The organism is Phocaeicola sp. GP0067 (assembly GCF_031119655.1).
Classification (GTDB): domain Bacteria; phylum Bacteroidota; class Bacteroidia; order Bacteroidales; family Bacteroidaceae; genus Phocaeicola; species Phocaeicola vulgatus.
Genome location: NZ_JAVHZY010000020.1, coordinates 56,236 through 82,589 on the forward strand (window position 1 = coordinate 56,236; position 26,354 = coordinate 82,589).

Sequence of the window (26,354 nt, forward strand, 5' to 3'; positions counted from 1 at the left end):
ACAGACAAGTTCATCTTTTAAAAAGGTCTTTAGCTTTTTAAAAGATGAACTTGTCTGTTTCCAACCTGACGGCATAGTCCCGGAAAGTTAATGCCCTAGTTTAAAGGAATTCCAAAGCTGCTTTGGAAAAGTAAGTTAAATTACTTTTGAAGAGAGATTTGTACCTTCCTCACGGCTATATAATGATATTATGAATGAGAATATAAAGCAAAATACTTCCAAAGCGGTGCAGCCATCAATGATTGTTTCACCTCATCATTCAATAACAACGCTTTTACTTCTTCTTCATCCAGCAAATGCACTGTCAGATCTTCAGTTTCTTCCAAATGCTGGGTAGAGATTCGTTCTACCTCCGTAGCCAGATAACAATGAGTGATATTTGTCATGGTGCTGGCATTTGCTGAAATGGTCATAAGTTTTGTCCAATTTCCATTGCCATACCCTGTTTCTTCGTACAATTCGCGTTGGGCAGAAAGCAAAGGTTCTTCTCCGGTTTCACAAACTCCGGCGCAAATTTCATAACGTGTTTCTTTTATTCCGTGACGGTATTGGCGTACTAATACGAATTTACCCTCTTTGGTGATAGCAATTACATTTACCCAATCAGGATATTCCAAAATATAATATTCAGGAATTTCAACTCCTGTAGGTAGTTTAACCCGGTCACGGCGTGCGGTCAGCCAAGGGCGGCGGATAAGATATTCACTTTCAATAATCTCCCATTTTCTATCGTCTGTGCTCATATAATAAGTTTTTTGTTTTATATTCTACATTATAAAATTTATTCTTGCCAGTGGCTTAACTGATTATACCGGCAAAGGTACATTAATCCATTTGCATTAACTATAACACTCCCATTCTTTTTGAAGAAATTCAGGAATGAATTATGTAAATGATGAAAAGACTTTAGCTAACTTTGCAGACAATGATAAATTTTATTCAGACAGAATGGAAAATAGAATAAGTCCGGAGTCTTCTCTATGGAATCCTTGGCATGGCTGCCATAAGCTAAGTACAGGTTGCCGGCATTGTTATGTATATCGCGGAGATAGTAAACATGGGAAAGACAGTTCCATAATAACCAAAACCGGACAATTCAATCTGCCCGTGCGACGGAAAAAGGATAAGACTTACAAGATCCCTTCCGGCAATCTTGTCTATACTTGTTTTACCTCCGATTTTCTGATAGAAGAAGCCGATGAATGGCGTATAGAAGCATGGAAAATGATGCGGGAACGATACGATCTTCATTTCTTGTTTATAACTAAACGCATAGACCGGCTCGGCCAATGTCTGCCTCCGGATTGGGGGGACGGGTATGATAATGTTACCATTTGTTGCACCATGGAAAATCAAGACAGAGTGGATTACCGTCTTCCTCTTTATAAAGCAGCTCCTGTAAAGCATAAAATCATTATCTGTGAACCGTTGTTGTCCGCTATAAACTTCAAGGGAGAACTCGGTACATGGGTAGAACAGATTGTGGTAGGTGGAGAATCGGGCAAAGAAGCGCGTATATGTAATTATGACTGGGTATTGGACATTCGTCGGCAATGTATAGAAAATAATATAAGCTTTTGGTTTAAACAAACCGGATACAGATTACTAAAAGGAGAACGTGAATATAAAATAGCCCGTCAATTTCAACATACACAAGCTAGAAAAGCAGGAATAAACTATTCTGGGAGATCTAACGGCAATAATTATAGTGATTAAGAAAGTGTTTCATTTTGAAAGAGCCCCCTTTTCATTTTGGTAAGCTTTAGTCTTTGATGACACGCTTATGGCATTGTAGCTAAGCCGTTTGTTTTATTGGTATATTCTTTGCCTGTTATAAAAGGACTGATATTAAATATGCGGAAAATTGTTATATTGCCAATATGATAAAGTAACAAATGGAAGACAGAGAAGAAAGTGTACAGCATTTTTTAGATTTGATTAAACGTTCACGGCGTGGAAAGTTTAAAATCTATATCGGAATGATAGCCGGTGTAGGGAAAAGTTATCGTATGCTGCAAGAAGCTCACGAAATGTTGGAGAACGGTGTAGATGTACAGATAGGTTATATTGAAACGCACGGACGTGCAGGAACCGTTGCTATGTTGGAAGGATTGCCTGTTATCTCTCGGAAAAAGATATTTTACAAAGGTAAGGAAGTGGAAGAAATGGATCTTGATGCCATTCTTCAGTTACATCCCGAACTGGTTATAGTAGATGAATTGGCACATACCAACATCGAGGGCAGCCGGAATGAGAAACGTTGGCAAGATGTAATGGAATTGTTGGATGCCGGTATAAACGTAATTTCTGCAGTTAATATCCAGCATATAGAAAGTTTGAATGAAGACGTAAAAGGCATAGCAGGTATAGAGGTTAAGGAACGGATTCCGGACAAGGTGTTGCAGGATGCGGATGAAGTGGTAAATATAGACCTTACTGCCGAAGAACTGATAAACCGGTTGAAAGCCGGGAAAATCTATCGCCCTGAAAAGATTCAGTTGGCACTGAATAACTTTTTTAAGACAGAGAATATTCTTCAGTTACGTGAACTGGCACTAAAAGAAGTGGCCTTTCGAGTCGAGAAAAAAGTTGAAAATGAAATTGTTACAGGCGAAAAGGGCATCCGGCACGAGAAGTTTTTGGCATGTATCAGCAGTAATGAACGGACTCCCCGACATATCATCCGTAAAGCGGCACGGCTTGCTTCCCGGTACAATACGGTCTTTTTTGCCCTTTATGTACAAACGCCTGCCGAAAGTACGGAACGTATTCCATTGGCAACACAGCGGCATTTACTTAATCATTTTAAACTGGTTACCGAGTTGGGCGGTGAAGTTATCCAAGTTTCATCTTCCGATATTATGGGAGAAATAATTAAGACTTGTCGTCAACGTGGAATTACAACTGTCTGTATGGGGCATCCTGCTTTCAAAATGCCCGGTGCATTATTCAGTCTTTCCAAATATCGAAAATTTCTACACTCTTTAGCAGAAATGGACATAGATTTGATTATACTTGCATAAAAAATAAAAGTTATGAATATAAAGTCGAAACTAACCCTCGCCATAGGGATATTGGTGGCAATGATTGTACTGTTGGTTGTACTTTCTGTTGTGAATTTGCAAATACTGACTGCCACGGAGCCTGACAGTCCGGCAGCAGGTCCCGGCTTACAGCGGGCTTTATTGTGGATATATGTTGTTGGTGCCGCATGTATATGTATTGGTATTGGTATGTGGTTGCGTCTTCCCGCATCAATTGATAATCCTATTAAAGAGCTGACCAACGCTATACAGGAAATTGCAAACCATAATTATGAGAAACGTTTGGAATTGAACAGCAGCGAAGAATTTTCAGAAGTATCTAAAAATTTCAACCGCATGGCCAAACGTCTGGAAGATTATCATGCAAGTACTTTATCCGATATGATGGCATCTAAAAAATATATGGAGACTATCATCAACAGTATCAACGAGCCTATTATCGGTTTAAATAATGATATGGAAATCCTGTTCATCAATGATGAAGCATTGAATGTGATCAACCTGAAGCGTGAAGAAGTTATTAAACATTCTGCACAGGATATTTCCCTGCGCAATGATTTGTTGCGCCGCCTGATTCGTGAATTGGTGGAAATTCCTGGGGAACCAGTCAAAGACAAGGAAAAAGAAAAGAAAGAACCTCTGAAGATTTATGCGGACAATAAAGAGAGTTTTTTCCAAGTAAAATACATGAGTATTTCCCAACCGGGGAAAGATGGGGTTACTATGGAGAAAAAAGGATATGTCATTATGTTGAAGAATATAACAGAATTTAAGGAACTGGATTCGGCCAAGACCACATTTATCTCTACAATCTCACATGAATTGAAGACTCCTATCTCGGCTATTATGATGAGTCTGCAATTATTAGAAGACCAGCGTATCGGAGCTTTAAATGAAGAACAGGAAGATTTGGCAAACAGTATCAAGGAAAATAGTGAACGGCTGCTTAATATCACCGGCGAATTGCTGAATATGACGCAGGTAGAATCAGGAAAACTACAGTTGAAGCCTAAGATAACCAAACCTATAGAGTTGATAGAATATGCAATAAAGGCAAACCGTGTGCAAGCCGAGAAGTTCAACATTCAAATAGAAGTGGAGTACCCTGAAGACAAAATAGGTAAACTGTTTGTCGACAGTGAGAAGATAGCTTGGGTGCTGACCAACCTTCTTTCCAATGCCATCCGGTATTCACCGGAAAACGGTCGTGTAGTAATAGGGGCACGTCAGACAGATGATGGATTCATTGAGATGTTTGTACGGGATTTCGGGAAAGGGATTGATCCACGTTATCATAAAAGCATCTTTGACCATTATTTCCGGGTTCCCGGAACTAAAGTACAAGGAAGCGGCTTAGGTCTGTCTATTTCCCGGGATTTTGTCGAGGCCCATAATGGTACGCTTACAGTAGACAGTAAGCTGGGAGAAGGAAGTACGTTTGTTATGCGGTTAAAAGCATGATCACAGCACAGGGGAGAGAATCTTTCAATAAGCGCTCTCCCCTGCTGCTTTTGAACCAAGCCGGAAAAGCTTACTCCAGCCTATGAACGGTAATATCGCTAAAATCCTGTAATAATGTCAGTAACATACCTTCATCATTGTATTTCTTGGATTTTATAACCATTGTAACATAATAGGTCGTTACTTCTCCCAACCTCTTTTCGTCCAATTGATAGGAAACAATATTGTACTCCTTGGAATTGAATTTCTTGGCCATACGGTTCAGTGTTTCTTTATTGTCTGTAGAGAACTCCACCATGGAACTTTTCATACCTATACTTTTAAAAAGATAGCTAAGTGCCTCAAGACCAATCAGCGTAAGGATTGTTGCTGAGATTCCCAGCCAGTACATACCGGCTCCAATAGCCAGACCGATGCCCGAAGTAGCCCAAATTCCGGCAGCGGTAGTAAGCCCGCGCACGATTTGTTTCTGAAAAATAATAGTACCCGCTCCAATAAAACCGATACCGCTGACAACCTGTGCGGCCACACGACTCGGGTCCAGGTCTATTCCCTCCATCTTCACTACTTCCATAAAACCATATTGTGACACAATCATAATGAGAGCACTTCCCAGTGATACTAGAAAATGGGTACGGTAACCGGCTTCTTTGGCACGATATTCCCTATCCAGACCAATAACAGTACCCAAAGCGCCTGCCACAAACAATCTTAAAATAAAATCCCACGTCATGCTCATCTTTAAGTCCTCCTTGTTTATTCATCGTCCTCATCATCTGTCAGTTCGGGCAAACTCAACATTCGTTGGCTGTCTTCTGCCGGAAGGGCTTCTACCTGGCGTAGTTTACGCTCTATGGCACGAGTACGTTTTCCCATAACTTCCTCTAACTGGTCTCCTGCATTCTGTAGATTTTTCTGTACCTTTTCCAGCAATCCTCCAAACTTTCCGAATTCGGTCTTTACTGCCCCTAACACATTCCATACTTCGCTTGTTCGTTTTTGAATGGCCAGCGTACGGAATCCCATTTGCAAACTATTCAGGATAGCTCCCAGGGTGGTAGGACCTGTAACCACTATCTTCCAGTCTTTTTGCAACATTTCCACCAATGCAGTCCGGCGGATCACTTCTGCATAGATATTTTCGAATGGCAGAAACATAATGGCAAAATCTGTTGTAAAAGGTGGGTCTACATATTTATCGTGAATGTCCTTTGCCATTTTTTTGATTGTGATTTCCAGTTGGCGGGATGAAGTTTCAATCAATGCGGCATCTCCGGCTTCGTATGCATCCTGATATTGCTCATATACATCTTTGGGAAATTTGGCATCCACAGGTAAATATACAGTATCATTACTATTTTCCTTTCCCGGAAGTTTAATGGCGAATTCCACAAATTCCGTTGCATTCTTCTTGGTTTTGACATTCGCCGCATATTGTTCCGGACTCAGCATCTGGTCCAATAAAGCCCCTAATTGTACTTCTCCGAATGTACCCCGTGTCTTCACATTGCTTAAAACTTTTTTCAATCCTCCTACATCCTGTGCCAGACTCTTCATCTCTCCCAATCCTTTCTGTACATTCTCCAGCTGCGAACGTACTATTTCAAAGGATTGTCCTATACGTTCATTCAATGTTTTCTGTAATTTTTCTTCTACCATTTGCCGCATGTCATCCAATCGTTTTTCCGTACTTTTCACCAAGGCTTCCTGTTGCTTGCCCATTGCTTCAAATTTTTCCCGTTGCATTTCATTACCGGTCAGCAGGTTTTTATGCAAAGTATCCTGCATATTGCGGATAGAATAGTTCAAGGTTTGATTCAGTTCATTACGCAGTTCGCGGATATTTCTTCCCAGCTCGTCCCGGTTTTCTTTCATTTCTTCGCGTAGCAATCCTTCCAGACGTTCGGTTTGCAGACGATTGTTTTTAGTAAGTGCGATTACAATATTAATTATCAGCAGGATAATAATTACGGTTAATAAAATTTCTGTCATGATTCTTGTTTATTTTGAGCAAATGTAGCAAAAAGCCATGAATTTAATCGTTATATTTGCAGCGAATTTGGCAAAAGCACTCCATTAAATAGTATATGAAGTATAAATTATTAGTTTTAGACCTAGACGGAACGTTGACCAATCAAAAGAAAGAGGTAACGGAACACACACGTCGTACACTTATCGAAGCGCAAGAGCGCGGAGTAAAAATTGTTTTGGCATCGGGGCGTCCCACATACGGTGTGGCTCCACTGGCCGAGATCTTAGAGTTGCAGAAATACGAAGGTTATATACTTTCGTATAACGGAGGTGAGATCATAGACTGGAAAACCGGTGAGATGATGTACGAGAATGTGCTCGATCCGGATATATTGCCTTACCTGTATAAATGTGCCACCGACAATCATTTTGCTATCGTCACTTACGATGGAAAATATGTATTGACTGAATATCCGGAAGATGAATATGTATTGAAAGAAGCTATTCTGAATGTGATGACTCCCAAGAAAGTGGATCATTTTCTGGAGGCAATAAAATTTCCTATTGCCAAATGTCTGATTGTAGGTGAACCTACGCGGCTTGCAGTGCTTGAAAAAGAAATGTACGAACACTTGAAAGACCGTATGGGCGTATTCCGTTCCGAACCTTATTTTTGGGAATTGGTTCCTAAAGGTATTGATAAAGCACAATCACTGGCCGTATTGCTAAAAGAAATCGGTATGACAAAAGAAGAAATGATTGCCGTTGGTGATGGTTTTAACGATCTTTCTATGATACAATATGCCGGATTGGGGGTAGCAATGGCCAATGCTCAAGAAATAGTCCGTCAAAACGCCGACTACATCACCCTTTCTAACGAAGAAGATGGTGTAGCCGCGGTAGTAGAGAAATTTATTCTTTAGGTTTCCGGTCAAAGAAAGGATTTTTAGAGGATGCACTGACAGGGATGGCATAAACCTGGGTGCATCCTTCCAGCCAGTTCAGACGCTGCGCTGCTAGTCCGGCCGAGAACATGACCCGTGTGTCCACCCTGTTGTCTGCTGCCGTGGCACAAGCTGATCCGATGGCAATGCCCACATCGACACTATTGAGAGCACACGGCACTCCTTCTTTGCGAGACACGCAGGTGGCATATCCACAATGACCACAATTCAATCCTTGCGCCTGTTCGTGGGTACCTATTAACAGGACACATTCCGCATTCAGAATATTTTCCGCATCGCGCAGAAAGAATTTCATTCCATGCTCCGCAACCATTTTCACCATCATTTCCGATAAAATATTGATATCACCATCCGTCACCATGGCTATTTCAATAATGTCAACACCTTTTCCTTTGGGAGCAGTGCGCGCTGCCGTCATCATTTGTCGGGCCACATGCAACACATGCTCATGGCGGCTTTCTCTTTCATTCAATATCATATAAATCTTAGTTATAAGTTAGCTGTTGATACAAAATTAGTGAATATGAATGATATAAGGCTCCTGCTTTAAGCCTAAAAAGTATAAAAAGAGTCACCGGCTAAAAAAATATCAAAATAAAAAGAGAAATATAGTGGATAATCCAATTATTTATCGTTCCTTTGACAACGGAATATAAAAAGATAGTTTTTTCGATTGACTCAATTCATCTCACACTTGAACCGTTTCTATTCTTCTAACTAAATTTTTAAATTCAAAGTTTACTTAATTATTTATTTATCAATTTTTATTTTATGAATTTGTATATTGGAAACCTTAACTATAATGTTAGGGAAGGTGATTTGAGAGGTGTAATGGAAGAGTATGGAACAGTAGCTTCAGTAAAACTTATTACTGACCGTGAAACACGTCGTTCTAAAGGCTTTGCTTTTGTAGAAATGCCTAATGACGACGAAGCCAAAGAAGCTATCAAGCAATTGAACGGTGCAGAATATGTAAACCGTACTATGGTTGTAAAAGAAGCACTTCCTAAAGCATAAGGAATTAGACATTCCACATCACATAATGGCGACAGAGTGAATCTCTATCGCCATTTTTTCTTGAACAGCTTTTGAAAATACATGAAAGGCTTATGAATAAGGAAACGGACATCTGTTTTTGTCAGAATGTCCGTTTCTTGTTTGGTATTTGTTCTTTAGAAAGCCATTGCTCCGAAGGCGGATTTACTCCACTCCTATTTCGTCAACAAACAAAAACGCTTTTTCGCCAGGCATGGAATGCCATGCGGGAAGTTTCGGAGTAACTTCTGCTATGATTTTAATATAGCGGGCTTTTACTTTGTCAAAAGAGACAGAGTCTTTGCGGCTCTGCATTTTAGTTCCTTTTTCCACAACGGGAAAATCTTCGGAGGCTACCCTGCGGAAATTTTTCCCGTCCTCAGAAACTTCCACCTTCAGACCTGTTGTACCAAAGATAGCATCGCCTGTGTTCAACATTGTGTTTACGAAAACTGAAGACACCTCCTTAGGCTCAAGTAAATCAAGGGTCACATTCATATCTGTCCCGTAGAAACCAATCCAACGCCCTGAGCGATAATTCATATCCCCATATAATCCGTCTATCAAGGTACTTCCTCCTTTAAAAGTATATGATTTATGAGGAATGGTATTCAAGGTAACCGGTTTCATTGTGGCTGCATTAAAATGTATTTCCTCCTTACTTATCTGACTGGCACCCTGCGGACGAACTGCAATGGCTTGTATGATAACATCTTTATCCACTTGTATAGTGTCGGTATACAATGGGGATTGCACATCGGGAACGCTGCCGTCCAATGTATAATGTATTTCCGCGTCATCAAACGTCTGAAAAGCAATCCGGGCTTTTCCTTCATTGGGAGCCGGAACAATATCAATGTTCACATCATAAATGTCCTGGCGAAAATCATAACCTCTATCCCGGTAGATAGCCAGCAGAGCCGGTAAACGTTTCAAGAAACTGTCGAAATTTTTATGTGACGGTTCCGTCCATTGAATCTCGGACAAGGCAGCCATACGGGGAAGAATTTGCCATTCCATCTTCAAACTGTCACGCGTCCATTCTGTCCATATGCATCCTTGGGTACCGATGATATATTTTCGTTCATCCTCTGCCAATTCATTAGAAACAGGTTCAAATGTATAGACACGTCCAAGGCTTTTAGTCCCTTTTATCCGGTTGTAAGTAGGATTGCTGAAATAAAGATACTGAATAGGAGTCATAATCGCATCATGGTGCAGACGGGCGGCTTCGATACCACCTTTGACACCGGTCCATGACATCACTGTGGCACCTGGAGCCAATCCTCCCTCCAACATCTCATCCCAGCCCAGCATTTTACGCCCTCTGTCATTGATAACTTTGCCTACCTCGGACATGAAATAGGTCTGTAATTGGTTCTCCTTGCTATGTTTTGGTGTATCTTTCAAACCCAGTTCCCGAATTTTAGCTTGACATACAGGGCATTTTTCCCAACGTACTTTCGGACATTCATCCCCACCAATATGGATATAAGGAGATGGAAAGATATCCATTATTTCATTCAATACATCTTTGGCGAACTGTAAAGTCCGGTCGTTTCCTCCACACAGCACATCAGGGAATACCCCCCATTTACAAGGAATCTCGTATGGACCCCCCGTACAACCTAATTCCGGATAGGAAACCAAAGCTCCCATCATATGTCCCGGAAGGTCAACTTCGGGGATTACAGTAATAAAACGGTCAGCGGCATACTTGACAATGTCTTTTGCTTCTTCCTGTGTATAAAAACCGCTATGAGGAGTTTCATCGTAAGTCTGGGTTTCACGGTCAATCAATGTACGCGGACGCATCGAACCTATTTCCGTAAGTTTGGGATATTTCTTGATTTCAATTCTCCAGCCTTGGTCTTCGGTCAGATGCCAATGAAAATAATTGATATTGTGCAGTGCCAGCATATCAATGATTTGTTTCAGATAAGAAACCGGAAAATAATGGCGGCCCACGTCTACCATGAAACCACGATAACCGAAACGAGGATAGTCATTAACAGTTCCCACTGGGATGGCAGCGGATACCTGTTTGTTTTTGGTCAACGGCAAAGCCTTGTAGAGCGTTTGTATTCCATAAAATACTCCCGACTCACTTCCTCCATTCAAATGGATGTTTTCAGAAGTTACCTCCAGTTGATACCCCTCTTTGTTGGTAATGGAACCGTCAACCGCCAAAATGATGGAGTTCTTCCTTGCGGCTTCAGTTGTTGTCCGGACAGTAATTCCCGTTGCCTCTTTAATATAGGAAGCTAAAAATTCTGCCGTCCGTTGCAACTTTTCATTGCCTTCCGGATAAACAATACCGGTTTGCGGATTAATAACAAAAGGGTGGGCTTGAATGTCTTGACTTACTTCTTGGGGCTGCGGAATGACATTCAGATTTCCGATTTCTGTTTTTGTAGGGGAACATGCGGACAGCCCCAATACCATCCACATTCCCACTCCTGCCCATTGCATCAGTTGTTTTTTCATAGTGGAAAATTTATAATTGCAAGGGCAAAGATACAAAATCCGACTTTATCTGCCAGTATGCCTTAACCGAATCTTGCTTTTTTTCAGCAATGTTTTTCCTCCTATAATCAGAGTTACGGCAGTAATCACCATCAAAATGCCCAGAATAATGCGCGGTGTCAGCTGCTCTCCAAAAATCAGTACTCCGAAGAATAAAGCTGTAACAGGCTCCAAAGCACCCAGAATAGCAGTGGGGGTGGAACCAATGTAGTGTATGGCCTTTGTCATGGTCACCAACGAAATAACAGTAGGAAAAACAGCCAGTGAAACTGCGTTCACCCATAACAAGGGTGTAGGGATAGGCTGCAATCCTGTACAGAACTTCAATCGCACCACATAAACAGACAGGCCGAAAAGCAGGACATAGAAAGTAAGCTTGGCTATAGGCATATCCTTCAGGGAAGAACGGTTTACGCCAACTATATAGATAGCATAAGACAAGGATGATAAAAAGACAAAAGTAATCCCGACCAGGCTGAGTGTCTGTCCTCCCGGACTTTTACAGAGCAAGGAAATTCCCACAAAGGCCAGCGCTATGGAAAACATAGTGACCGGCGATACTTTTTCCTTAAATACTACAGCCATAATAATAGCTACCAGTACCGGGTAGACAAACAGTATGGTGGATGCGATACCGGCATCCATGTAGTTATAACTCATAAAGAGAAACAGGGAAGAGAAAGAGAACAGCAGTCCCATGATGCAAAGTGGCAGCACATCCGCTTTCTTAATGGCAAAAGATTGCTTTTGCATCTTCATCATGATACCTAGTACAACTATAGCCAGTGCATAGCGATAAAATAATACCGAGTCTACGCTCATTCCTGCACTATAAAGAGGAAGGGTGAACAGTGGGTTCATGCCGTAGCTGGCTGCTGCGATTGCCCCAAGGAGAAATCCTTTAGTCTTGTTGTTAGTCATCGTTTTTATTACACGCTTTAAAATCGGCGCGAAATTAGATATTTGTCAGCAATAAACAAAGGAAAAATGCTTTATTCTTTCACTCTGACATCTATTTATTTTAATTATACCTAATCAACAAATATAAAAGAATTTATATCACCTGTAGCAGCTGAAAAATTATATGAAATGATTGAACGGACACGGACAGAAAGGGAAATGCAGGTTTGTTCTTTCTGTCCGTGTTCCACTATGGATCAGCTCAGTTTATGAATAACCAATCCCGAACGAAGTTTCGGTTCAAACCAAGTTGTTTTGGGCGGCATGATATTGCCGGTATCGGCAATATCCATTAATTGTTTCATAGAAACAGGGTAAAGGGCCAAAGCCACTTTCATTTCACCGCTGTCCACACGCTTCTTTAATTCCTCCAAGCCACGGATACCACCTACAAAGTCAATCCGTTTGTCGGAACGAAGATCCTTGATTCCCAATATTTCATCCAATATCAAGTTGGAAGAAATAGTCACGTCCAATACTCCGATAGGATCATTGTCATCGTATGTGCCCGGTTTTGCTGTCAAGCTGTACCATTTACCGTCCAGATAGAGAGAGAAATTGTGAAGAGCCTGTGGTCTATAGACCTCAGTTCCTTTCTCTTCTACCACAAAATTCTTGCTGACAGCGGTCAGGAATTGTTCCGGAGACAGCCCGTTCAAGTCTTTTACAACACGGTTGTAATCAATAATAGTCAGCTGGTTGGCCGGGAAACATACAGCCATAAAGTAATTGTACTCCTCATTTCCCTGATGGTTTGCATTTTGCTGCGCTTTTTCGGCGCCTACCAAGGCTGCGGCAGCCGAGCGATGATGACCATCGGCAATATAAAGAGCCGGCATGGCTTCGAAAGCTTTTGTGATAGCTTTTATATCTTCTTCTTTGTCGATCACCCAGAATGAATGTCCGAAGCCGTCACCCGGAGCGATAAAATCATATTCCGGCCGTTGTGAAGTATATTTCTTAACGATAGCATCCAATTCCGCATTATCCGGGTAAGCAAAGAATACCGGTTCTATATTGGCATTATTTACGCGGACATGTTTCATGCGGTCTTCCTCCTTGTCACGACGGGTCAGTTCATGTTTTTTGATGACCCCGTTCATATAATCGGGAACATACGCTCCTACCACCAGTCCATATTGGGTCTTGCCATTCATGGTTTGTGCATATACATAATAATTTTCTTTTTCATCTTGCACCAACCAGCCCTTGTCCTGAAACATCTGGAAATTTTCGGCAGCCTTCTCATATACTTTAGGATCATGTTCGTCTGTTCCGGCAGGGAAATCAATTTCCGGTTTTATAATATGATAAAGTGACTTTTCATTACCTTTCGCTTCCTCGCGTGCTTCTTCAGAATTCAGTACGTCGTATGGACGTGAAGCTACTTGTTCTACCAATTCTTTCGGAGGGCGGATGCCTTTGAAGGGTTTTATTATTGCCATAAAATAAAGGTATTAGATTTTACTTGCAGGGGCGAATTGCATTCGCCCGAAAACATAAGCTATATGCATCCGGTCGGATTCAATCCGCCCCTGCGGTTATTGGATTACTTATTTATTTACTCTGAATTTTTCACAACCATCTTTCAGGAAGCCTACTATTTGTCTGGCAGCAGCGATACCTGCGTTGATATTTGCTTCAGCCGTCTGGGCCCCCATCTTTTTCGGTGTAGCGAAATAACGGCCGGCAAATTTTTCCGAGAACTCTGCATGGGCAACCGGCATGATATCAGTAACATACTTTAAGTCGGTGCGTTCTTCCATCAGTTTGATTAATTCCGCTTCATTGATCACTTCCTTACGGGCAGTATTTACCAATACTCCTCCTTTAGGCATCTTGTTGACCAATTCATAGTTGATGGAATTTTTAGTTTCAGCCGTAGCAGGAATATGCAGGGACACTATATTACAAGCAGCATACAGTTCCTCAGCAGAAGAAACAGCTTTCACACCATCTTTTTCGATCACTTCTTTCGGGCAGAAAGCGTCAAAAGCATAAATATCCATGCCAAAACCTTTAGCGATACGAGCCACATTGCGACCTACATTGCCGTATGCATGGATACCTAACTTCTTGCCCATCAGTTCAGTACCCGAAGTCCCGTTATAGAAATTGCGGACAGCCATCACCATCATGCCAAAAGCCAGTTCGGCTACTGCATTGGAGTTCTGTCCCGGAGTATTCATAACACACACATTGTGTGCCGTAGCAGCCGCCAAATCCACGTTATCATAACCTGCTCCTGCACGTACTACGATTTTCAGTTCTTTTGCCGCATCCAATACTTCGGCATCAATAATATCACTGCGGATAATGATTGCGTTAACGTCCTTTACAGCTTCCAGTAGTTTAGCTTTTTCACCATATTTTTCCAGCAATACCAGTTCATAACCTGCTGCTTCTATTTCTTTACGGATACCGTCTACTGCAACTTTTGCAAACGGCTTGTCTGTTGCTACTAATACTTTCATGGTCTTATTGTATTAAAAAGGTTCACCACAGATTATCACGGATTATCACAGATTCCATTTATTGTTCCTATCTGTGCAATTCGTATAATCTGTGGTGAACATAATTATTAATGAAGTTTCTCAAATTCCTGCATGCAGTCAATCAAAGCCTGAACGCTTTCCTTCGGCATAGCGTTGTAGCAAGATGCACGGAAACCGCCTACAGAACGGTGTCCCTTAATACCCACCATACCTTTTTCTGTGGCAAATTTCAAGAAATCGGCTTCCAGGTCTTTGTATTCGTCATTCATTACAAAGCAAATGTTCATATAAGAGCGGTCGGCTTTATCCGTTACTGTGCCACGGAACATTTTGTTACGGTCTATTTCAGCATACAGCATGTCTGCCTTCTCTTTAGCACGTTTCTGCATTTCTGCTACACCACCGTTGGCTTTTATCCAGCGTAAAGTCTGCAAAGCGGCATAAATAGGAAGTACAGGAGGTGTGTTGAACATAGAGCCGCCGTCAATGTGAGTCTGATAATTCAGCATAGTAGGAATATAGCGTGATACCTTGCCCACAGCATCGTTCTTTACAATAACGAAAGTGACACCGGCCGGAGCCAAATTCTTCTGCGCACCGCCATAGATACAAATATATTTAGAAACGTCGATAGGACGAGAGAAAATATCAGATGACATATCAGCAATCATAGGAACCGGAGAATCCAGATCTTCATGAAGTTCTGTTCCATAGATTGTGTTATTCGTTGTGACGTGGAAATAATCTGCATCGGCGGGAACCGTATAATCTTTGGGAATATAGGTATAGGTCGCTTCAGCGGAAGATGCCACTTCTACTACCTCGCCGAAAGCCTTGGCTTCTTTCATCGCTTTCTTAGCCCATACGCCTGTGTTCAGGTAAGCAGCTTTTTTTTCGAGGAAGTTGAAAGGTATCATACAGAATTCCAAGCTGGCTCCACCTCCCAAGAATAGTACCGAGTACCCTTCCGGGATGTTCAACAGTTCCTTAAACAAAGCAACAGCTTCGTCTACTACAGGCTGAAAATCTTTAGCACGGTGACTGATTTCCATGATGGAAAGGCCTGACCCATTAAAATCAAGAACGGCTTGTGCTGTCTTCTCAATTACCTCGCGAGGCAAGATAGATGGTCCCGCATTGAAATTATGCTTTTTCATTTGACGTTTGTTTTGGTTATACAATTTGTTTATATCTTACATTGGGCGAAATTACACATTATTTTCAGTTTTCCAAAAAAATCGCTAATAAATTTACGAATTTCCGCATAATTTTCTTTCAAATTAGTTAAATCTGATTTTTTATGCTTTCATTTTGTAACTACATCCCTAGTAAACAATGATCTAAAGCATAAAAAAGATATCTTTTTGAATTATTCTTTAATCATTTTATTTCGAGAATTGACAAATTGTCATTATTTAGCTTCTTCAATAAGTGTTTTTATGCCCTTTATCTTCTCATTTCGTATTAAATTCAAAGTTTGTTTTATCTTTTTGCGAGATACGGCTGCAAAAGAATAGTGGTCTTTTACATCAATCCGTCCTATTTCGTCTTTATTAAGGTTTCCTTTTTTAAAGAGAAATCCCACAATATCTATCTTATTGATTTTATCTTTCTTGCCTTTTCCTATATATAATGTCACATATTCGGGCAAAGAAGGTTTGGGGGTGACTTCGGGTAAAATGAACTCCTCCGGCTCATCGGTTATATATGCGGGCACTGTTTCTTCGGCATGAAGGATAACATAAGAATTACCTTCGGCTTCCCAGCGGGCGGTACGTCCGTTGCGGTGAATGTATCCGTCTTCATTGGCAGGCAGATGATAATGTACTACATTCTCTATTTCGGGGATATCCAGTCCGCGAGCGGCCAGATCGGTAGAAATAAGCACATGGCAACTTCCGTTGCGGAATTTATATAGGGAGCGTTCGCGGTCATCCTGTTCCATGCCGCCATGAAAAATGCCACATTGAAACTTCTGGGATTGAAGATACTTCCCTACCCGTTCCACACTTTCACGGTGATTACAGAAAACCAATGTCGATTGGCTTCCCAAGGTACAAAGCAATTTATATAAGGTTTCAAGTTTGTCTTTTTCCGGAGACAGTACCTTATATAAGTGCAGACGGTGGGTAAGCTGCTCTTCCGGATTTAAAAAATTCAATTTAATGGTCTTGTCCAGCCCCGTAAACTGCGGAATCTCTTCCGCATCGGTAGCCGACAACAGAAAACGGCGTTGCAAGTTGGGCAACTGTCCTATGACAGTCGCCATCTCTTCCTGGAAGCCAAACTCCAGGCATTTGTCAAATTCATCGATTACCAGAGTTGTGACTGTATCTGCATCAAAATTCTGTTTGGAAAGATGATCATTCATACGGCCCGGAGTACCGATGATGACTGATGGCTGCACCCCTTTGATGGTACGGTGCTCTTCCATGGCCGGTCGTCCTCCATAACAACTTACAGCCTTGAAGGGTGTGTTCATGGATTTAAATACCTGGTCTATTTGTAAAGCCAGTTCCCGGGAAGGAACCAGCACTATAGCCTGTACGCCTGTTATACCAGGCTTCAAACTCTGCACCAAAGGCAACAGATAAGCTAACGTCTTGCCGGATCCCGTAGGAGACAATAATATTAGGTCTTTTCCCTCTTTCCAAGCATTGATGGACGCCTCTTGCATCGGGTTCAGCCGCTCAATTTTCAAATTGGCTAGTATGTTCTCTATCATATTCATTTTCGTTTTATACAAAAGTAAAGAAAAAGCCCGATAAAAGTTCACTTTTACCGGGCTTATTTTCATTATTAATAAAAGGAGATCCTGATATTATCCTCCGAAGTTGTCGTACATGATAGAAGAAGGCTCAACACCCAGACTATCCAGCATCTTAACGACTGCATTAGACATCGGGCCGGGGCCACACATGTAGTATTCAATATCTTCGGGAGCTTCATGATCCTTCAGATAAGTTTCATACATCACATTGTGAACGAAACCTGCGGTATACTTCACGCCTGCTGCATCGGCTGCGGGATCCGGACGGTCCAAAGCCAGATGGAAGTGGAAGTTCGGGAAGTCTTTTTCCAATTGTTGGAAATCTTGCAGATAGAATACTTCGTTCAATGCACGCGCACCATAGAAATAGTGAAGTTCACGGTCGGTAGTGTGCAGTGTCTTGGTCATGTGCATAATCTGCGCACGCAACGGAGCCATACCGGCACCACCACCTACCCAAATCATTTCCTTCTTAGAATCGAAGATCGGGTGGAAGTCTCCGTAAGGACCACTCATCGTTACCTTGTCACCCGGTTTCAGCGTGAAAATGTAAGATGAAGCGATACCCGGATTCACATCCATAAAGCCGGGACCCTGATCTTTCGGTTTGAACGGAGGAGTAGCAATACGCACTGTCAGCATGATACGGTCACCCTCGGCAGGATAGTTGGCCATAGAGTAAGCACGGATGGTTTCTTCCGTATTCTTACATTTCAAGCCGAACAGACCGAATTTTTCCCATGCGGGCAGATACTCCGGACCGATAAGGTCTTTATCGATATCCTTGTTGTAGTCCATTTCAAATTTAGGAATCTTAATCTGAGCGTATGAACCCGGAACGAAGTCCATGTGTTCACCTTTCGGCAAAGCCACAATAAACTCTTTGATGAAAGTGGCAACGTTCTTGTTGCTGATTACTTCGCATTCCCATTCCTTAACACCCAGTACAGATTCATCAATCTTGATGCCCAGGTCACCTTTTACTTTCACCTGGCAACCCAGACGCCAATGATCCTGTTGTTGTTTACGGCTGAAATGTCCCTTTTCAGAAGGAAGAATCTCACCACCGCCTTCTACAACCTGGCATTTACATTGACCGCAAGAACCTTTACCACCACAAGCCGATGACAGGTAGATGCCATTGACAGACAGGGTGTTCAGCAAAGTTGAACCTTGTTCTACTTCCAGTTCTTTCTCTCCATTGATAGTTATCTTTACTTTGCCGCTCGGAGTAAGATACTGCTTAGCTACCAGCAAAATAACAACGAGCAGAAGGATAATTCCAAGGAATACTCCAATACTAGCTAATATTAAATTCATATCCATTGTCTTATTCCTTTCCTTTTAGATTTTCAAACCAGAGAAACACATAAATGCCATTGCCATCAAACCTACAGTGATGAAAGTGATACCCAGACCTTTCAAAGGAGCGGGAACATCAGAGTAAGCCATTTTTTCACGGATGGCAGCCAAGCCGATAATAGCCAGTGCCCAACCGATACCTGAGCCCAAAGCGTAAGTGGTTGCCTCGCCAATGTTGATGAAATGACGTTGCTGCATAAACAATGAAGCACCCATGATGGCACAGTTTACAGCAATCAGCGGAAGGAAGATACCCAATGAAGCATAGAGCGACGGGCTGAAACGTTCAACCGCCATTTCCACCAACTGAACGATACCGGCAATAACGGCAATAAACAGGATAAAGCTCAAGAAGCTGAGGTCTACTCCATCAATCAGCGCATTAGGTGCCAGTACGTAATTTTCCAGCAAATAGTTCACCGGCAGAGTTACAATCAACACGAAAGTAACGGCTGCACCCAGACCTACGGCTGTCTTTACGTTTTTCGATACTGCCAGGTAAGAACACATCCCCAGGAAGTATGCGAAAATCATATTGTCCACAAAGATGGACTTTACAAACAAACTTAAATATTCCATATTCTTTTCGTTTTATAACGGGGATTAATTATTACTTTCCTGCAATTCTTTGTGTTTTGCACGTTGGTACCAAATGATACAAGCACAGATAATCAACGCCATAGGAGGCATCAGCATCAAGCCGTTGTTCAGGTAGCCCAAGTCATAAACAGCCTGCGGGATAACCTGGAAGCCAAACAATGTACCGGCACCCAGCAGTTCACGGAAGAATGCCACGATAATCAGGATTTTGGCATAACCCAATCCGTTACCGATACCATCCAGGAATGATTCCCAAGGACCGTTCATCATAGCAAACGCTTCCAGACGTCCCATCAGGATACAGTTTGTAATAATCAAACCTACATATACAGAAAGCTGCACACTTACATCGTATGCGAACGCTTTCAAAATTTCACTAACGATAGTTACCAATGCGGCAACAACCACCAACTGAACAATGATACGGATACGGTTGGGAATGGTGTTACGCAACAAGGAGATAACGAAGTTCGAGAAGGCTGTAATAATGGTTACGGAAAGACCCATCACGATAGCCGGTTCCAGCTGAGCCGTTACAGCCAGTGCAGAACAGATACCGAGCACCTGTACGGTGACAGGGTTATTCAAACCCAGCGGAGTTAAAAGAACTTCTCTATTCTTTTTAGAAAATAATGCGCTCATATTCTATTTACCCTCCTCTTATTTATTAGTTAAAAATGAATTGTACATGCTCAGGCAATCCTTAATCATCGCATCTACACCCTTAGAAGTGATAGTACCACCTGAGATACCGTCTACCTGATAATCGGGTTTTGCCACCTTGCCGTGTTTTTCAACACCCAAAGCTACAGTACCGTTTTCCATTACATGTTTGCCCAAGAACTGATCCTGGAACTTAGTAGTGGTGATTTCTGCACCCAGACCCGGAGTTTCTCCTTGATGAGAGAAGTAAACGCCATATACAGTGTCTTTGTCATCATTCAATGCGATGTATCCCCAGATAGGTCCCCAAAGACCGGCACCATAAATAGGCAGCACATATTTGGTCTGACCATCCACGTCGCAAACGAATACATGAAGACGTCCGTTAGCGATTTCACCTTTATAAGAAGTCTGGAAAGCAGCATCGTTCTTTACCAAAGAACCGTCTGCCTGCATCAAATCGTCTTCTTTCACATATTTATCATATTCTGCATTCACATCTTTTACGTCATAAACGTTCAAAGCTGCCAGAATTTGTTTCTTTGTGTCCTGTTCTACATTCTGGTACTGTTTTTCTTTCAGAGAAGAAGACACGAATGCCAACAGGAATGCTACGATAACAACCATTATCGAAGCATAGATGATAGTATAACTATTACTATTAGTATTCATAATGTCCGATATTTTAGTTGTTAGTTGATTTTAATCTGTTTTCGCGGGCTGTGATGTTCTTCTGTACGATACAGTAGTCAATCAGCGGAGCGAAGATGTTCATCAGCAGGATGGCAAGCATCATACCTTCGGGATAACCCGGATTCAACACACGGATAACGATAGCCATCACACCGATCAGGAAGCCGTAGATGAACTTACCCTTTTCCGTACGTGCGGAAGTCACAGGGTCGGTAGCCATGAACACGGCGCCGAAGCAGAAACCGCCCAATACGATGTGTTCGTACCAAGGCAACTGAGCCATCATGTTATCTGTAGAGCCGAATACATTGAAGATCAATCCCATCACGATACCACCGGCAAAGACAGAGAACATGGTCTTCCAACTTGCCACGCCTGTCCACAACAGGATGATGGCACCCAGTGCGATAGCGATAACGCTGGTTTCACCGATAGAACCCGGAATCAAACCTACAACCATATCCCACATGGTAGCGGGAGTACCGTTCACATTAATCAGTTCGCTTGCACCCGGAGCGGCTGTAGCAGCCTGTCCCAACATCGTAGCGCCGGTAAAACCGTCCACTACCTGTCCGCCACCGATACCGAAAATGCTGTCAGTGCTTACCCAAACGGCATCACCGGACATTTTGGTAGGATAAGCGAAGAACAAGAAAGCACGGGTAATCAATGCAGGGTTGAAGATATTCATACCTGTACCGCCGAATACTTCCTTAGCGAAGATAACAGAGAATGCTGTAGCGACAGCCAGAATCCACAACGGACATTCCACAGGAACGATCATCGGGATCAACAGACCGGATACCAGGAAACCTTCCTGAATTTCTTCGTTCTTCCATTGTGCCACCACAAATTCGATTCCCAGACCGACTACGTATGATACGATAATCTTAGGCAGAACAGCCAGGAAACCATAAATGAACTTTTCAAAGAAACCTGCCTCCTGGCCTACAGCCAAGAAGTGCTGGTAACCTACGTTGTACATACCGAACAACAGGGCCGGTATCAACGCAATAACCACCATTGACATGATACGCTTGCTGTCAATCGCATCATGAATGTGAACTCCTGTTTTCGAAGTGCTGTTGGGTACGAACAAGAATGTTTCGAAACCGTCGAACACCGAACGAAACGCGTGGAGTTTGCCGCCCTCTTCAAAGTTTGGCTTTATCTTGTCGAGATAATTTCTTAACGCTTTCATTAACTTTTAATTCTTAGTTTTTAATTATTTAGCACATTTCCTTGCGAAGCATGTCCAAGCCCTGACGCACGATGCGTTGCAATTCCAATTTGGAAGAGTCAACGAATTCACATACAGCGAAGTCTTCGGGAGCCACTTCGTAAATACCAAGTGCTTCCATGCGGTCAATATCGCCGGCAATGATAGCTTTAATTAAATATTCGGGGAAAATGCTCATCGGGAATACTTTGTCATACTCGCCGGACATGATCATGTGGCGTTCGCCACCTTTGATACGGGCATCCAGTGTGTATTCCTTGTTACCGCACAACCAGCTGAAATAACTGCGGTTGGCACTGTACTGATCGGTACGCGGCATGATAAAGCCCAGGAATTCGTGCCGGTCATCCCCTTCGGGAATCACAGTAAGACTTGTAGCGTGCGCACCCAGGAATCCGTTTGGTTTCACCAAAGTTCCGGTCAGCACGTTACCGTTAATGTAGCGTAAGTTTTTACCTCCGTTCACACGTCCTGCAAAAATATCTGTCAGCAAGGCTCCTACTTTCAGCTTGCAATAAGCCGGTTTCTTCACTTCCGAACCGGTCAGGGCGATAGTACGGGTAAGGTCTACGCGACCTGTGTTGAACAGGCGTCCGATGAAGATCACTTCTTCCGCACGGAGCGTCCAAACAGTTTCGCCTTTGTTGATAGGACTGATGTGGTTAATCTGAACGCCTACATTTCCGGCGGGGTTAGGACCGTCGAAGGCAGTTACAGTTACATTTTTGGCGTTGGTCAGTGCAGGGCTCTTCTGCTCTACGCTGATATTCAGATACGTCTTTGCCATCTTTGCCAGTGCGTCCAGACCAGTCTGGAAATCTTTTTCCTGGCCTTTCAGAACAAATTCGAAATCAGCAGCCAATGGGTTAGTGTCAAATGCAGAAACGAAGATGCCTTTCGGCTTGGCATTCGGATCAGCCACCACGATGTAGGGGCGCTGGATAATGAATGAAAAAAGTCCGGCTTCCAGCAGGGCGGCTTTTACCTGCTCGCCTGTCAGAGTCGAAACATCCTTCTTTCCAAACTCTTCGTAGTCTTGCTCCTTTGCAGCTGCAATGGAGATGCTTAAGACTTTACGACGTTCGCCTCTCTCCACGCTGGTAACGACACCGCTTACCGGAGATACGAACTTCACTTCGGGGTGGTTCTTGTCAACAAACAATGTTCCCCCGGCCGTCACATATTCCTGTTCCTTGACCACGACTTTAGGAGTCACGCCATGAAAATCATCGGGCACTATCGCATAGATGTCCGGCTGCTTCACGTCAAAGAACTCCTGAGCAGGTTTCCCTTTCAGGTTGATGTTCAAGCCTTTGTGTAATTTAATCACATTTGCCATATTGGGTTATAAAAAATGGTTTTTAAATTTGAGCGCAAAAGTACAGAAAAAAAATGTGAAAAAAGAAAGAAATGGTGCTTATTATGGAAAAAATTCTGTAATAATAGAAACCTTTCTGAATGTATGTGCAAACTCAGGCAGATGCTCACTTTTTTTTTAGAACACAAATGACGCGAATGGCATAAATTTATCTTGATTTTTAATTTATGTCATTCGCGTCATTTGTGTTTCATTCCGGAAACACTTACAGTTTGACGGTCTTCACTTTGCCGGGAATGACGGTCAGGTGTACCGTGCCGTTGTTTTCTATATCCACCTCCTGGTAGCGGGCTTCCACCATCACTTTCCCGTCCAGTGCCATCACCCCCCACCGGCAGGCACTCTCTTCAAAAGCACAATAAACGCCCACAGGAGGAAGAATCTTTCTGTATTTGGGAGGAACGATGATACATTCCCCCAGTTTCAAGCCCCATTTCATGCCCATACGGTACGGAAGGGCATCTCTTATCTCCTCCAGCCTCTTCCGCCTTTTCGCTTCCTCGTTCCTTCTCTTCTGCCGGTCCGTTTCCTCCGCCCGCTGTCCGGCTTCCTCTTTCAGCTTCTTTACAGCCGTGTCGAAGTCCTGCTCACCGGGTTCGGGAAGGTTAGCGGCAATGTACCGCTTCCTCTTTCCTTTTACCACATGGTAATACCTTCCTGCCCCGTCCATCACCACGATGCTCCGGTCGGCCAGACGGCCGCAGCACCAATAAACTTCCTCGTCATCCCCTGCCAACAAGCAGGCGAACACATCAAACACCGTGGACCATACGGAATCCACCAGCTTGCAGGACTTCGGTACGCGATAATCCGGTATCTTCAAGTAATATTCATAAAAGCAGATGCTGTCTTTATGCAGCCCGTTCATGGAAGCGTATGCTTTTTTTGTACGGCTATGGAAAGTCTCCCCTACCCTCAGCAATTCCACACCGCCATAGGAAAACACCACCGGCAATAAAATCCCCATGGGGCGATGAACTACGTACAAGCGGTCTATGGTTTCCACAGCAACAGTGCGGATAATAAGAAAAATCATCCCGGCAAAGGCGTGGAACGTTCCGGCAAGGAGCCGGTACGAGCTTGTTTCCTCTCGTAGGACGAGGAAAGGTTGATACGGAGGGAGATTAAAAATTGAGAATTTAAAGATGGCAGTTCATACCGGCTCTCCCAAGCAGGGACAGTGGGGACAGCAGGGACAGACCCCAATTTCTCACACACGCACGCGCGATATAATTAGGTGGGAAAATCATCTTTCCCCTGCCTTCCCACAGGATTATGTCCGGCTGGAACTTCTGAAAAAAAACGCACGACAGGGAGAGTAACCGAAAGCACCGTCCTCATCAGACTCAAACGTTTCACCAAATAAGAAGTATCGGTAAGTGTGGACGGTAAGGGAATATATCACCCCACTTATCCTCCCTTTATAGGTACACGCATGCGTGTGTGAGGAAAAAAGGGGGTGTCCCCACTGTCCCCGTGTCCCCGTAAACTCCCTGCAATCCGCCAAGGGGTCAGAAGAGATCACACCGCACGGACGTGAAGTTATCTTTACAATGTTCAAAGGAACTAGCCGTCACCCGCCACAAGATTACAAAAACTTTGGTACAAGATTCCGCGGATCTTGTACCAAGTTTCACCGGATATTGCAGCAGTGTGCACCTCTTTTCTTCGGACTCTGTTTCCTTTCTACATTTCATTCTTCTACTATTCACTTTTCGATATTGCGGGTTTCAGCACTGAAGTTCACCCCTATTTAAAAGAGCTTCCGTCCGTCCGAAGCAAAGGGAAGCGCGTAATGCTTGTCATGAATCTGTTGCAAAGCCTCCTCGGCCGTGCCGTCCAGCTTGAATTCCATCACATAGATAAGCTTGTCAGCCTGCAGGACAAGGTCAATGCGTCCTTTACTCGTATGATATTCCACTTGGGTATAGAAGCCGACAAGCTTGAATACGATGAAAAGCACATTCTCGTAATGCAGTTCCTGTTCGCGGATCACTTCGTAGGTAGTATTCGCAAAGAAACTTTGCAGACGGCGGAAGAAGGAGTCATAATCACCGAAACGCACCTCACGGACAAATTTCTGAATCTCAAAGGGAGATTCCACCTTATTTACGTTCGCGTAAAAAGGGAGCAGGAAACGTACAAACCCCTCTTCCACTTCCCGGTTCGGAAAACCTAAACGGTACATTCCAAATTCTTCATCATATCCCTTTATAGTGAGGTATCCGCTCTGATAGAGCACCGGAATGGGATTGGTGGATTCCGAATCTATACTGTTCAGCACCTGGGAGTCCGTTTCCTCGTGGGCCATCCGTTCCAAGTCGTAATGATGCTTCTTCAGCAGTTTCACCAGATAGGTAGGAGTACCCGTCTCGAACCAATAACTGCCGAATTCCTTATATTTGAACGTATTGAGCAAACTAAACGGATTGTACATGCCGATAGAATGATGTGTAAAGTGATAGCCGTCATAATATGCTTTCAAATCGTCACAAAGCTTGTCGTATGACACTCCTCTCGCTTCAGCAAACTCATGCAGTTCGGCATCCAGATTATCATGCAAAATCTTATCCAGACTCTCCGGAGTATCATACTTCTCGATGTTCAGATCCAGATGCAGAACAGGATATCTGATCCAGTCCTTTTCCAGCTTCTCCATCGCCAGACCTTCAAACAACTCCTTCTTACCTTGAAAGTAAGCTTCCAAGGTAGAGATGAGCAGGCTCTTTCCGAAACGTCGCGGACGGCTCAGGAAGTAGTAACTTCCGGTCTTTACCATCTGGTACACCCAGGCCGTTTTATCAATATAGAAATAACCGTCCTGACGGATTTTCTCGAAATTCTAGATTCCGATGGGATATATTTTATTGCTCATACATTTTTCAATGCTTTATCATGATACTTATATCACTTCACCATTCATTATCATTTTTTGCTGTAGCATTCTGAAAAAAGTCTTTTTCCCGAATGAGCACTGCTTTATAAAGAAATTCGTACACGCCGTTACAGCTTATCAATTTCTTCTGGCGAAAGTCCGGCAATCCGGACAATATCCGCAATGGAAAAACCGTTCTCTTTCAGTTTACGGGCGATCTCCAAACGTCCCTCCAAACGTCCTTCCGCGACAGCCTGTTCACGGATATCATTTTCCACAATACGGCTCACGTTATAACGGTCCACCGCCTTATCAT

Annotated in this window: 24 protein-coding genes and 2 pseudogenes; 7 read left to right on the top strand and 19 right to left on the bottom strand. The window is 43.0% G+C overall.

All coding sequences use genetic code 11. The features are described 5' to 3' along the window. Window positions 1-188: 188 nt before the first annotated feature. Window positions 189-743 (bottom strand): NUDIX hydrolase, encoded by a 555-nt coding sequence (locus RE317_RS14830; RefSeq protein WP_008669043.1) that lies wholly within the window; start codon window positions 741-743, stop codon window positions 189-191. Between the two features lie 205 nt (window positions 744-948). Here RE317_RS14830 and RE317_RS14835 point away from each other — a divergent pair, with 205 nt between their 5' ends. The 3 genes from RE317_RS14835 (at window position 949) to RE317_RS14845 (ending at window position 4,505) form a co-directional block, all read left to right on the top strand. Next, a complete protein-coding gene (locus tag RE317_RS14835; protein ID WP_016277489.1) occupies window positions 949-1,716 on the top strand; it encodes a DUF5131 family protein in 768 nt (255 codons plus the stop codon). A 179-nt stretch (window positions 1,717-1,895) separates the two neighbouring features. After that, window positions 1,896-3,023: a histidine kinase gene (locus tag RE317_RS14840; RefSeq protein ID WP_008669044.1), complete on the top strand. Its 1,128-nt coding sequence runs from the start codon at window positions 1,896-1,898 to the stop codon at window positions 3,021-3,023. Window positions 3,024-3,035: 12 nt separating this feature from the next. Continuing rightward, window positions 3,036-4,505: a sensor histidine kinase gene (locus tag RE317_RS14845; RefSeq protein ID WP_005843553.1), complete on the top strand. Its 1,470-nt coding sequence runs from the start codon at window positions 3,036-3,038 to the stop codon at window positions 4,503-4,505. A 70-nt stretch (window positions 4,506-4,575) separates the two neighbouring features. Here the strand turns inward: RE317_RS14845 and RE317_RS14850 are convergent, their stop codons facing one another. Next, a complete protein-coding gene (locus tag RE317_RS14850) occupies window positions 4,576-5,244 on the bottom strand; it encodes an MgtC/SapB family protein (RefSeq protein ID WP_007835476.1) in 669 nt (222 codons plus the stop codon). A gap of 17 nt (window positions 5,245-5,261) precedes the next feature. Further along, entirely contained in the window at window positions 5,262-6,497 is a 1,236-nt protein-coding gene (locus RE317_RS14855; protein ID WP_005843549.1) for a DNA recombination protein RmuC, read from the bottom strand. 95 nt (window positions 6,498-6,592) lie between these two features. On the opposite strand from RE317_RS14855, the gene RE317_RS14860 reads away from it, so the two are divergent. Further along, entirely contained in the window at window positions 6,593-7,399 is an 807-nt protein-coding gene (locus RE317_RS14860) for a Cof-type HAD-IIB family hydrolase (protein WP_303266253.1), read from the top strand. Here RE317_RS14860 and RE317_RS14865 read toward each other — a convergent pair. After that, window positions 7,389-7,919, bottom strand: a complete 531-nt coding sequence (locus tag RE317_RS14865; protein ID WP_005843545.1) for a ferredoxin domain-containing protein — start codon at window positions 7,917-7,919, stop codon at window positions 7,389-7,391. The genes RE317_RS14860 and RE317_RS14865 overlap by 11 nt on opposite strands. A gap of 293 nt (window positions 7,920-8,212) precedes the next feature. Here RE317_RS14865 and RE317_RS14870 point away from each other — a divergent pair, with 293 nt between their 5' ends. Then, the gene (locus tag RE317_RS14870; RefSeq protein ID WP_005843543.1) at window positions 8,213-8,458 is read left to right on the top strand and encodes an RNA-binding protein; all 246 of its coding nucleotides are present in this window, start codon (window positions 8,213-8,215) and stop codon (window positions 8,456-8,458) included. A 183-nt stretch (window positions 8,459-8,641) separates the two neighbouring features. Here the strand turns inward: RE317_RS14870 and RE317_RS14875 are convergent, their stop codons facing one another. From RE317_RS14875 to RE317_RS14935, 13 genes and pseudogenes are all read right to left on the bottom strand, one after another. Further along, window positions 8,642-10,963: a glycoside hydrolase family 20 protein gene (locus RE317_RS14875; RefSeq protein WP_008781537.1), complete on the bottom strand. Its 2,322-nt coding sequence runs from the start codon at window positions 10,961-10,963 to the stop codon at window positions 8,642-8,644. A gap of 45 nt (window positions 10,964-11,008) precedes the next feature. Beyond that, the gene (locus RE317_RS14880) at window positions 11,009-11,923 is read right to left on the bottom strand and encodes a DMT family transporter (protein WP_005843539.1); all 915 of its coding nucleotides are present in this window, start codon (window positions 11,921-11,923) and stop codon (window positions 11,009-11,011) included. Between the two features lie 236 nt (window positions 11,924-12,159). Further along, window positions 12,160-13,407 (bottom strand): DUF1015 domain-containing protein, encoded by a 1,248-nt coding sequence (locus RE317_RS14885; protein WP_005843534.1) that lies wholly within the window; start codon window positions 13,405-13,407, stop codon window positions 12,160-12,162. Between the two features lie 108 nt (window positions 13,408-13,515). Next, entirely contained in the window at window positions 13,516-14,436 is a 921-nt protein-coding gene (locus RE317_RS14890) for an NAD(P)-dependent oxidoreductase (protein WP_005843532.1), read from the bottom strand. Between the two features lie 107 nt (window positions 14,437-14,543). Next, complete coding sequence (serC, locus tag RE317_RS14895; RefSeq protein WP_005843530.1) at window positions 14,544-15,614, bottom strand: 3-phosphoserine/phosphohydroxythreonine transaminase; 1,071 nt, start codon at window positions 15,612-15,614, stop codon at window positions 14,544-14,546. A 254-nt stretch (window positions 15,615-15,868) separates the two neighbouring features. Beyond that, window positions 15,869-17,182: a DEAD/DEAH box helicase gene (locus RE317_RS14900; RefSeq protein ID WP_016271242.1), complete on the bottom strand. Its 1,314-nt coding sequence runs from the start codon at window positions 17,180-17,182 to the stop codon at window positions 15,869-15,871. A 96-nt stretch (window positions 17,183-17,278) separates the two neighbouring features. Further along, the gene (nqrF, locus tag RE317_RS14905; RefSeq protein WP_005843526.1) at window positions 17,279-18,553 is read right to left on the bottom strand and encodes an NADH:ubiquinone reductase (Na(+)-transporting) subunit F; all 1,275 of its coding nucleotides are present in this window, start codon (window positions 18,551-18,553) and stop codon (window positions 17,279-17,281) included. An 18-nt stretch (window positions 18,554-18,571) separates the two neighbouring features. Further along, window positions 18,572-19,168 (bottom strand): NADH:ubiquinone reductase (Na(+)-transporting) subunit E, encoded by a 597-nt coding sequence (gene nqrE, locus RE317_RS14910; protein ID WP_005843524.1) that lies wholly within the window; start codon window positions 19,166-19,168, stop codon window positions 18,572-18,574. A 24-nt stretch (window positions 19,169-19,192) separates the two neighbouring features. Continuing rightward, complete coding sequence (locus RE317_RS14915) at window positions 19,193-19,831, bottom strand: NADH:ubiquinone reductase (Na(+)-transporting) subunit D (RefSeq protein ID WP_005843523.1); 639 nt, start codon at window positions 19,829-19,831, stop codon at window positions 19,193-19,195. 18 nt (window positions 19,832-19,849) lie between these two features. Then, window positions 19,850-20,524: a Na(+)-translocating NADH-quinone reductase subunit C gene (locus tag RE317_RS14920; protein WP_005843521.1), complete on the bottom strand. Its 675-nt coding sequence runs from the start codon at window positions 20,522-20,524 to the stop codon at window positions 19,850-19,852. Window positions 20,525-20,537: 13 nt separating this feature from the next. Next, entirely contained in the window at window positions 20,538-21,746 is a 1,209-nt protein-coding gene (locus tag RE317_RS14925; protein ID WP_005843519.1) for an NADH:ubiquinone reductase (Na(+)-transporting) subunit B, read from the bottom strand. A gap of 28 nt (window positions 21,747-21,774) precedes the next feature. Continuing rightward, a complete protein-coding gene (locus tag RE317_RS14930) occupies window positions 21,775-23,124 on the bottom strand; it encodes a Na(+)-translocating NADH-quinone reductase subunit A (protein ID WP_005843517.1) in 1,350 nt (449 codons plus the stop codon). A 244-nt stretch (window positions 23,125-23,368) separates the two neighbouring features. Next, a pseudogene (locus tag RE317_RS14935) lies at window positions 23,369-24,115 on the bottom strand (hypothetical protein); the annotation flags it as partial. A 21-nt stretch (window positions 24,116-24,136) separates the two neighbouring features. Here RE317_RS14935 and RE317_RS14940 point away from each other — a divergent pair. Together RE317_RS14940 and RE317_RS14945 are read left to right on the top strand one after the other, a co-directional pair. Next, the gene (locus RE317_RS14940) at window positions 24,137-24,259 is read left to right on the top strand and encodes a hypothetical protein (protein ID WP_257220080.1); all 123 of its coding nucleotides are present in this window, start codon (window positions 24,137-24,139) and stop codon (window positions 24,257-24,259) included. A 49-nt stretch (window positions 24,260-24,308) separates the two neighbouring features. Then, entirely contained in the window at window positions 24,309-24,485 is a 177-nt protein-coding gene (locus tag RE317_RS14945) for a hypothetical protein (protein WP_008669054.1), read from the top strand. 431 nt (window positions 24,486-24,916) lie between these two features. Here the strand turns inward: RE317_RS14945 and RE317_RS14950 are convergent, their stop codons facing one another. Beyond that, window positions 24,917-25,993 carry an AAA family ATPase gene (locus RE317_RS14950; RefSeq protein ID WP_234250538.1) on the bottom strand — a complete coding sequence of 359 codons (1,077 nt, stop codon included), beginning with the start codon at window positions 25,991-25,993 and terminating at the stop codon, window positions 24,917-24,919. Between the two features lie 173 nt (window positions 25,994-26,166). Further along, a pseudogene (locus tag RE317_RS14955) lies at window positions 26,167-26,354 on the bottom strand (hypothetical protein); the annotation flags it as partial.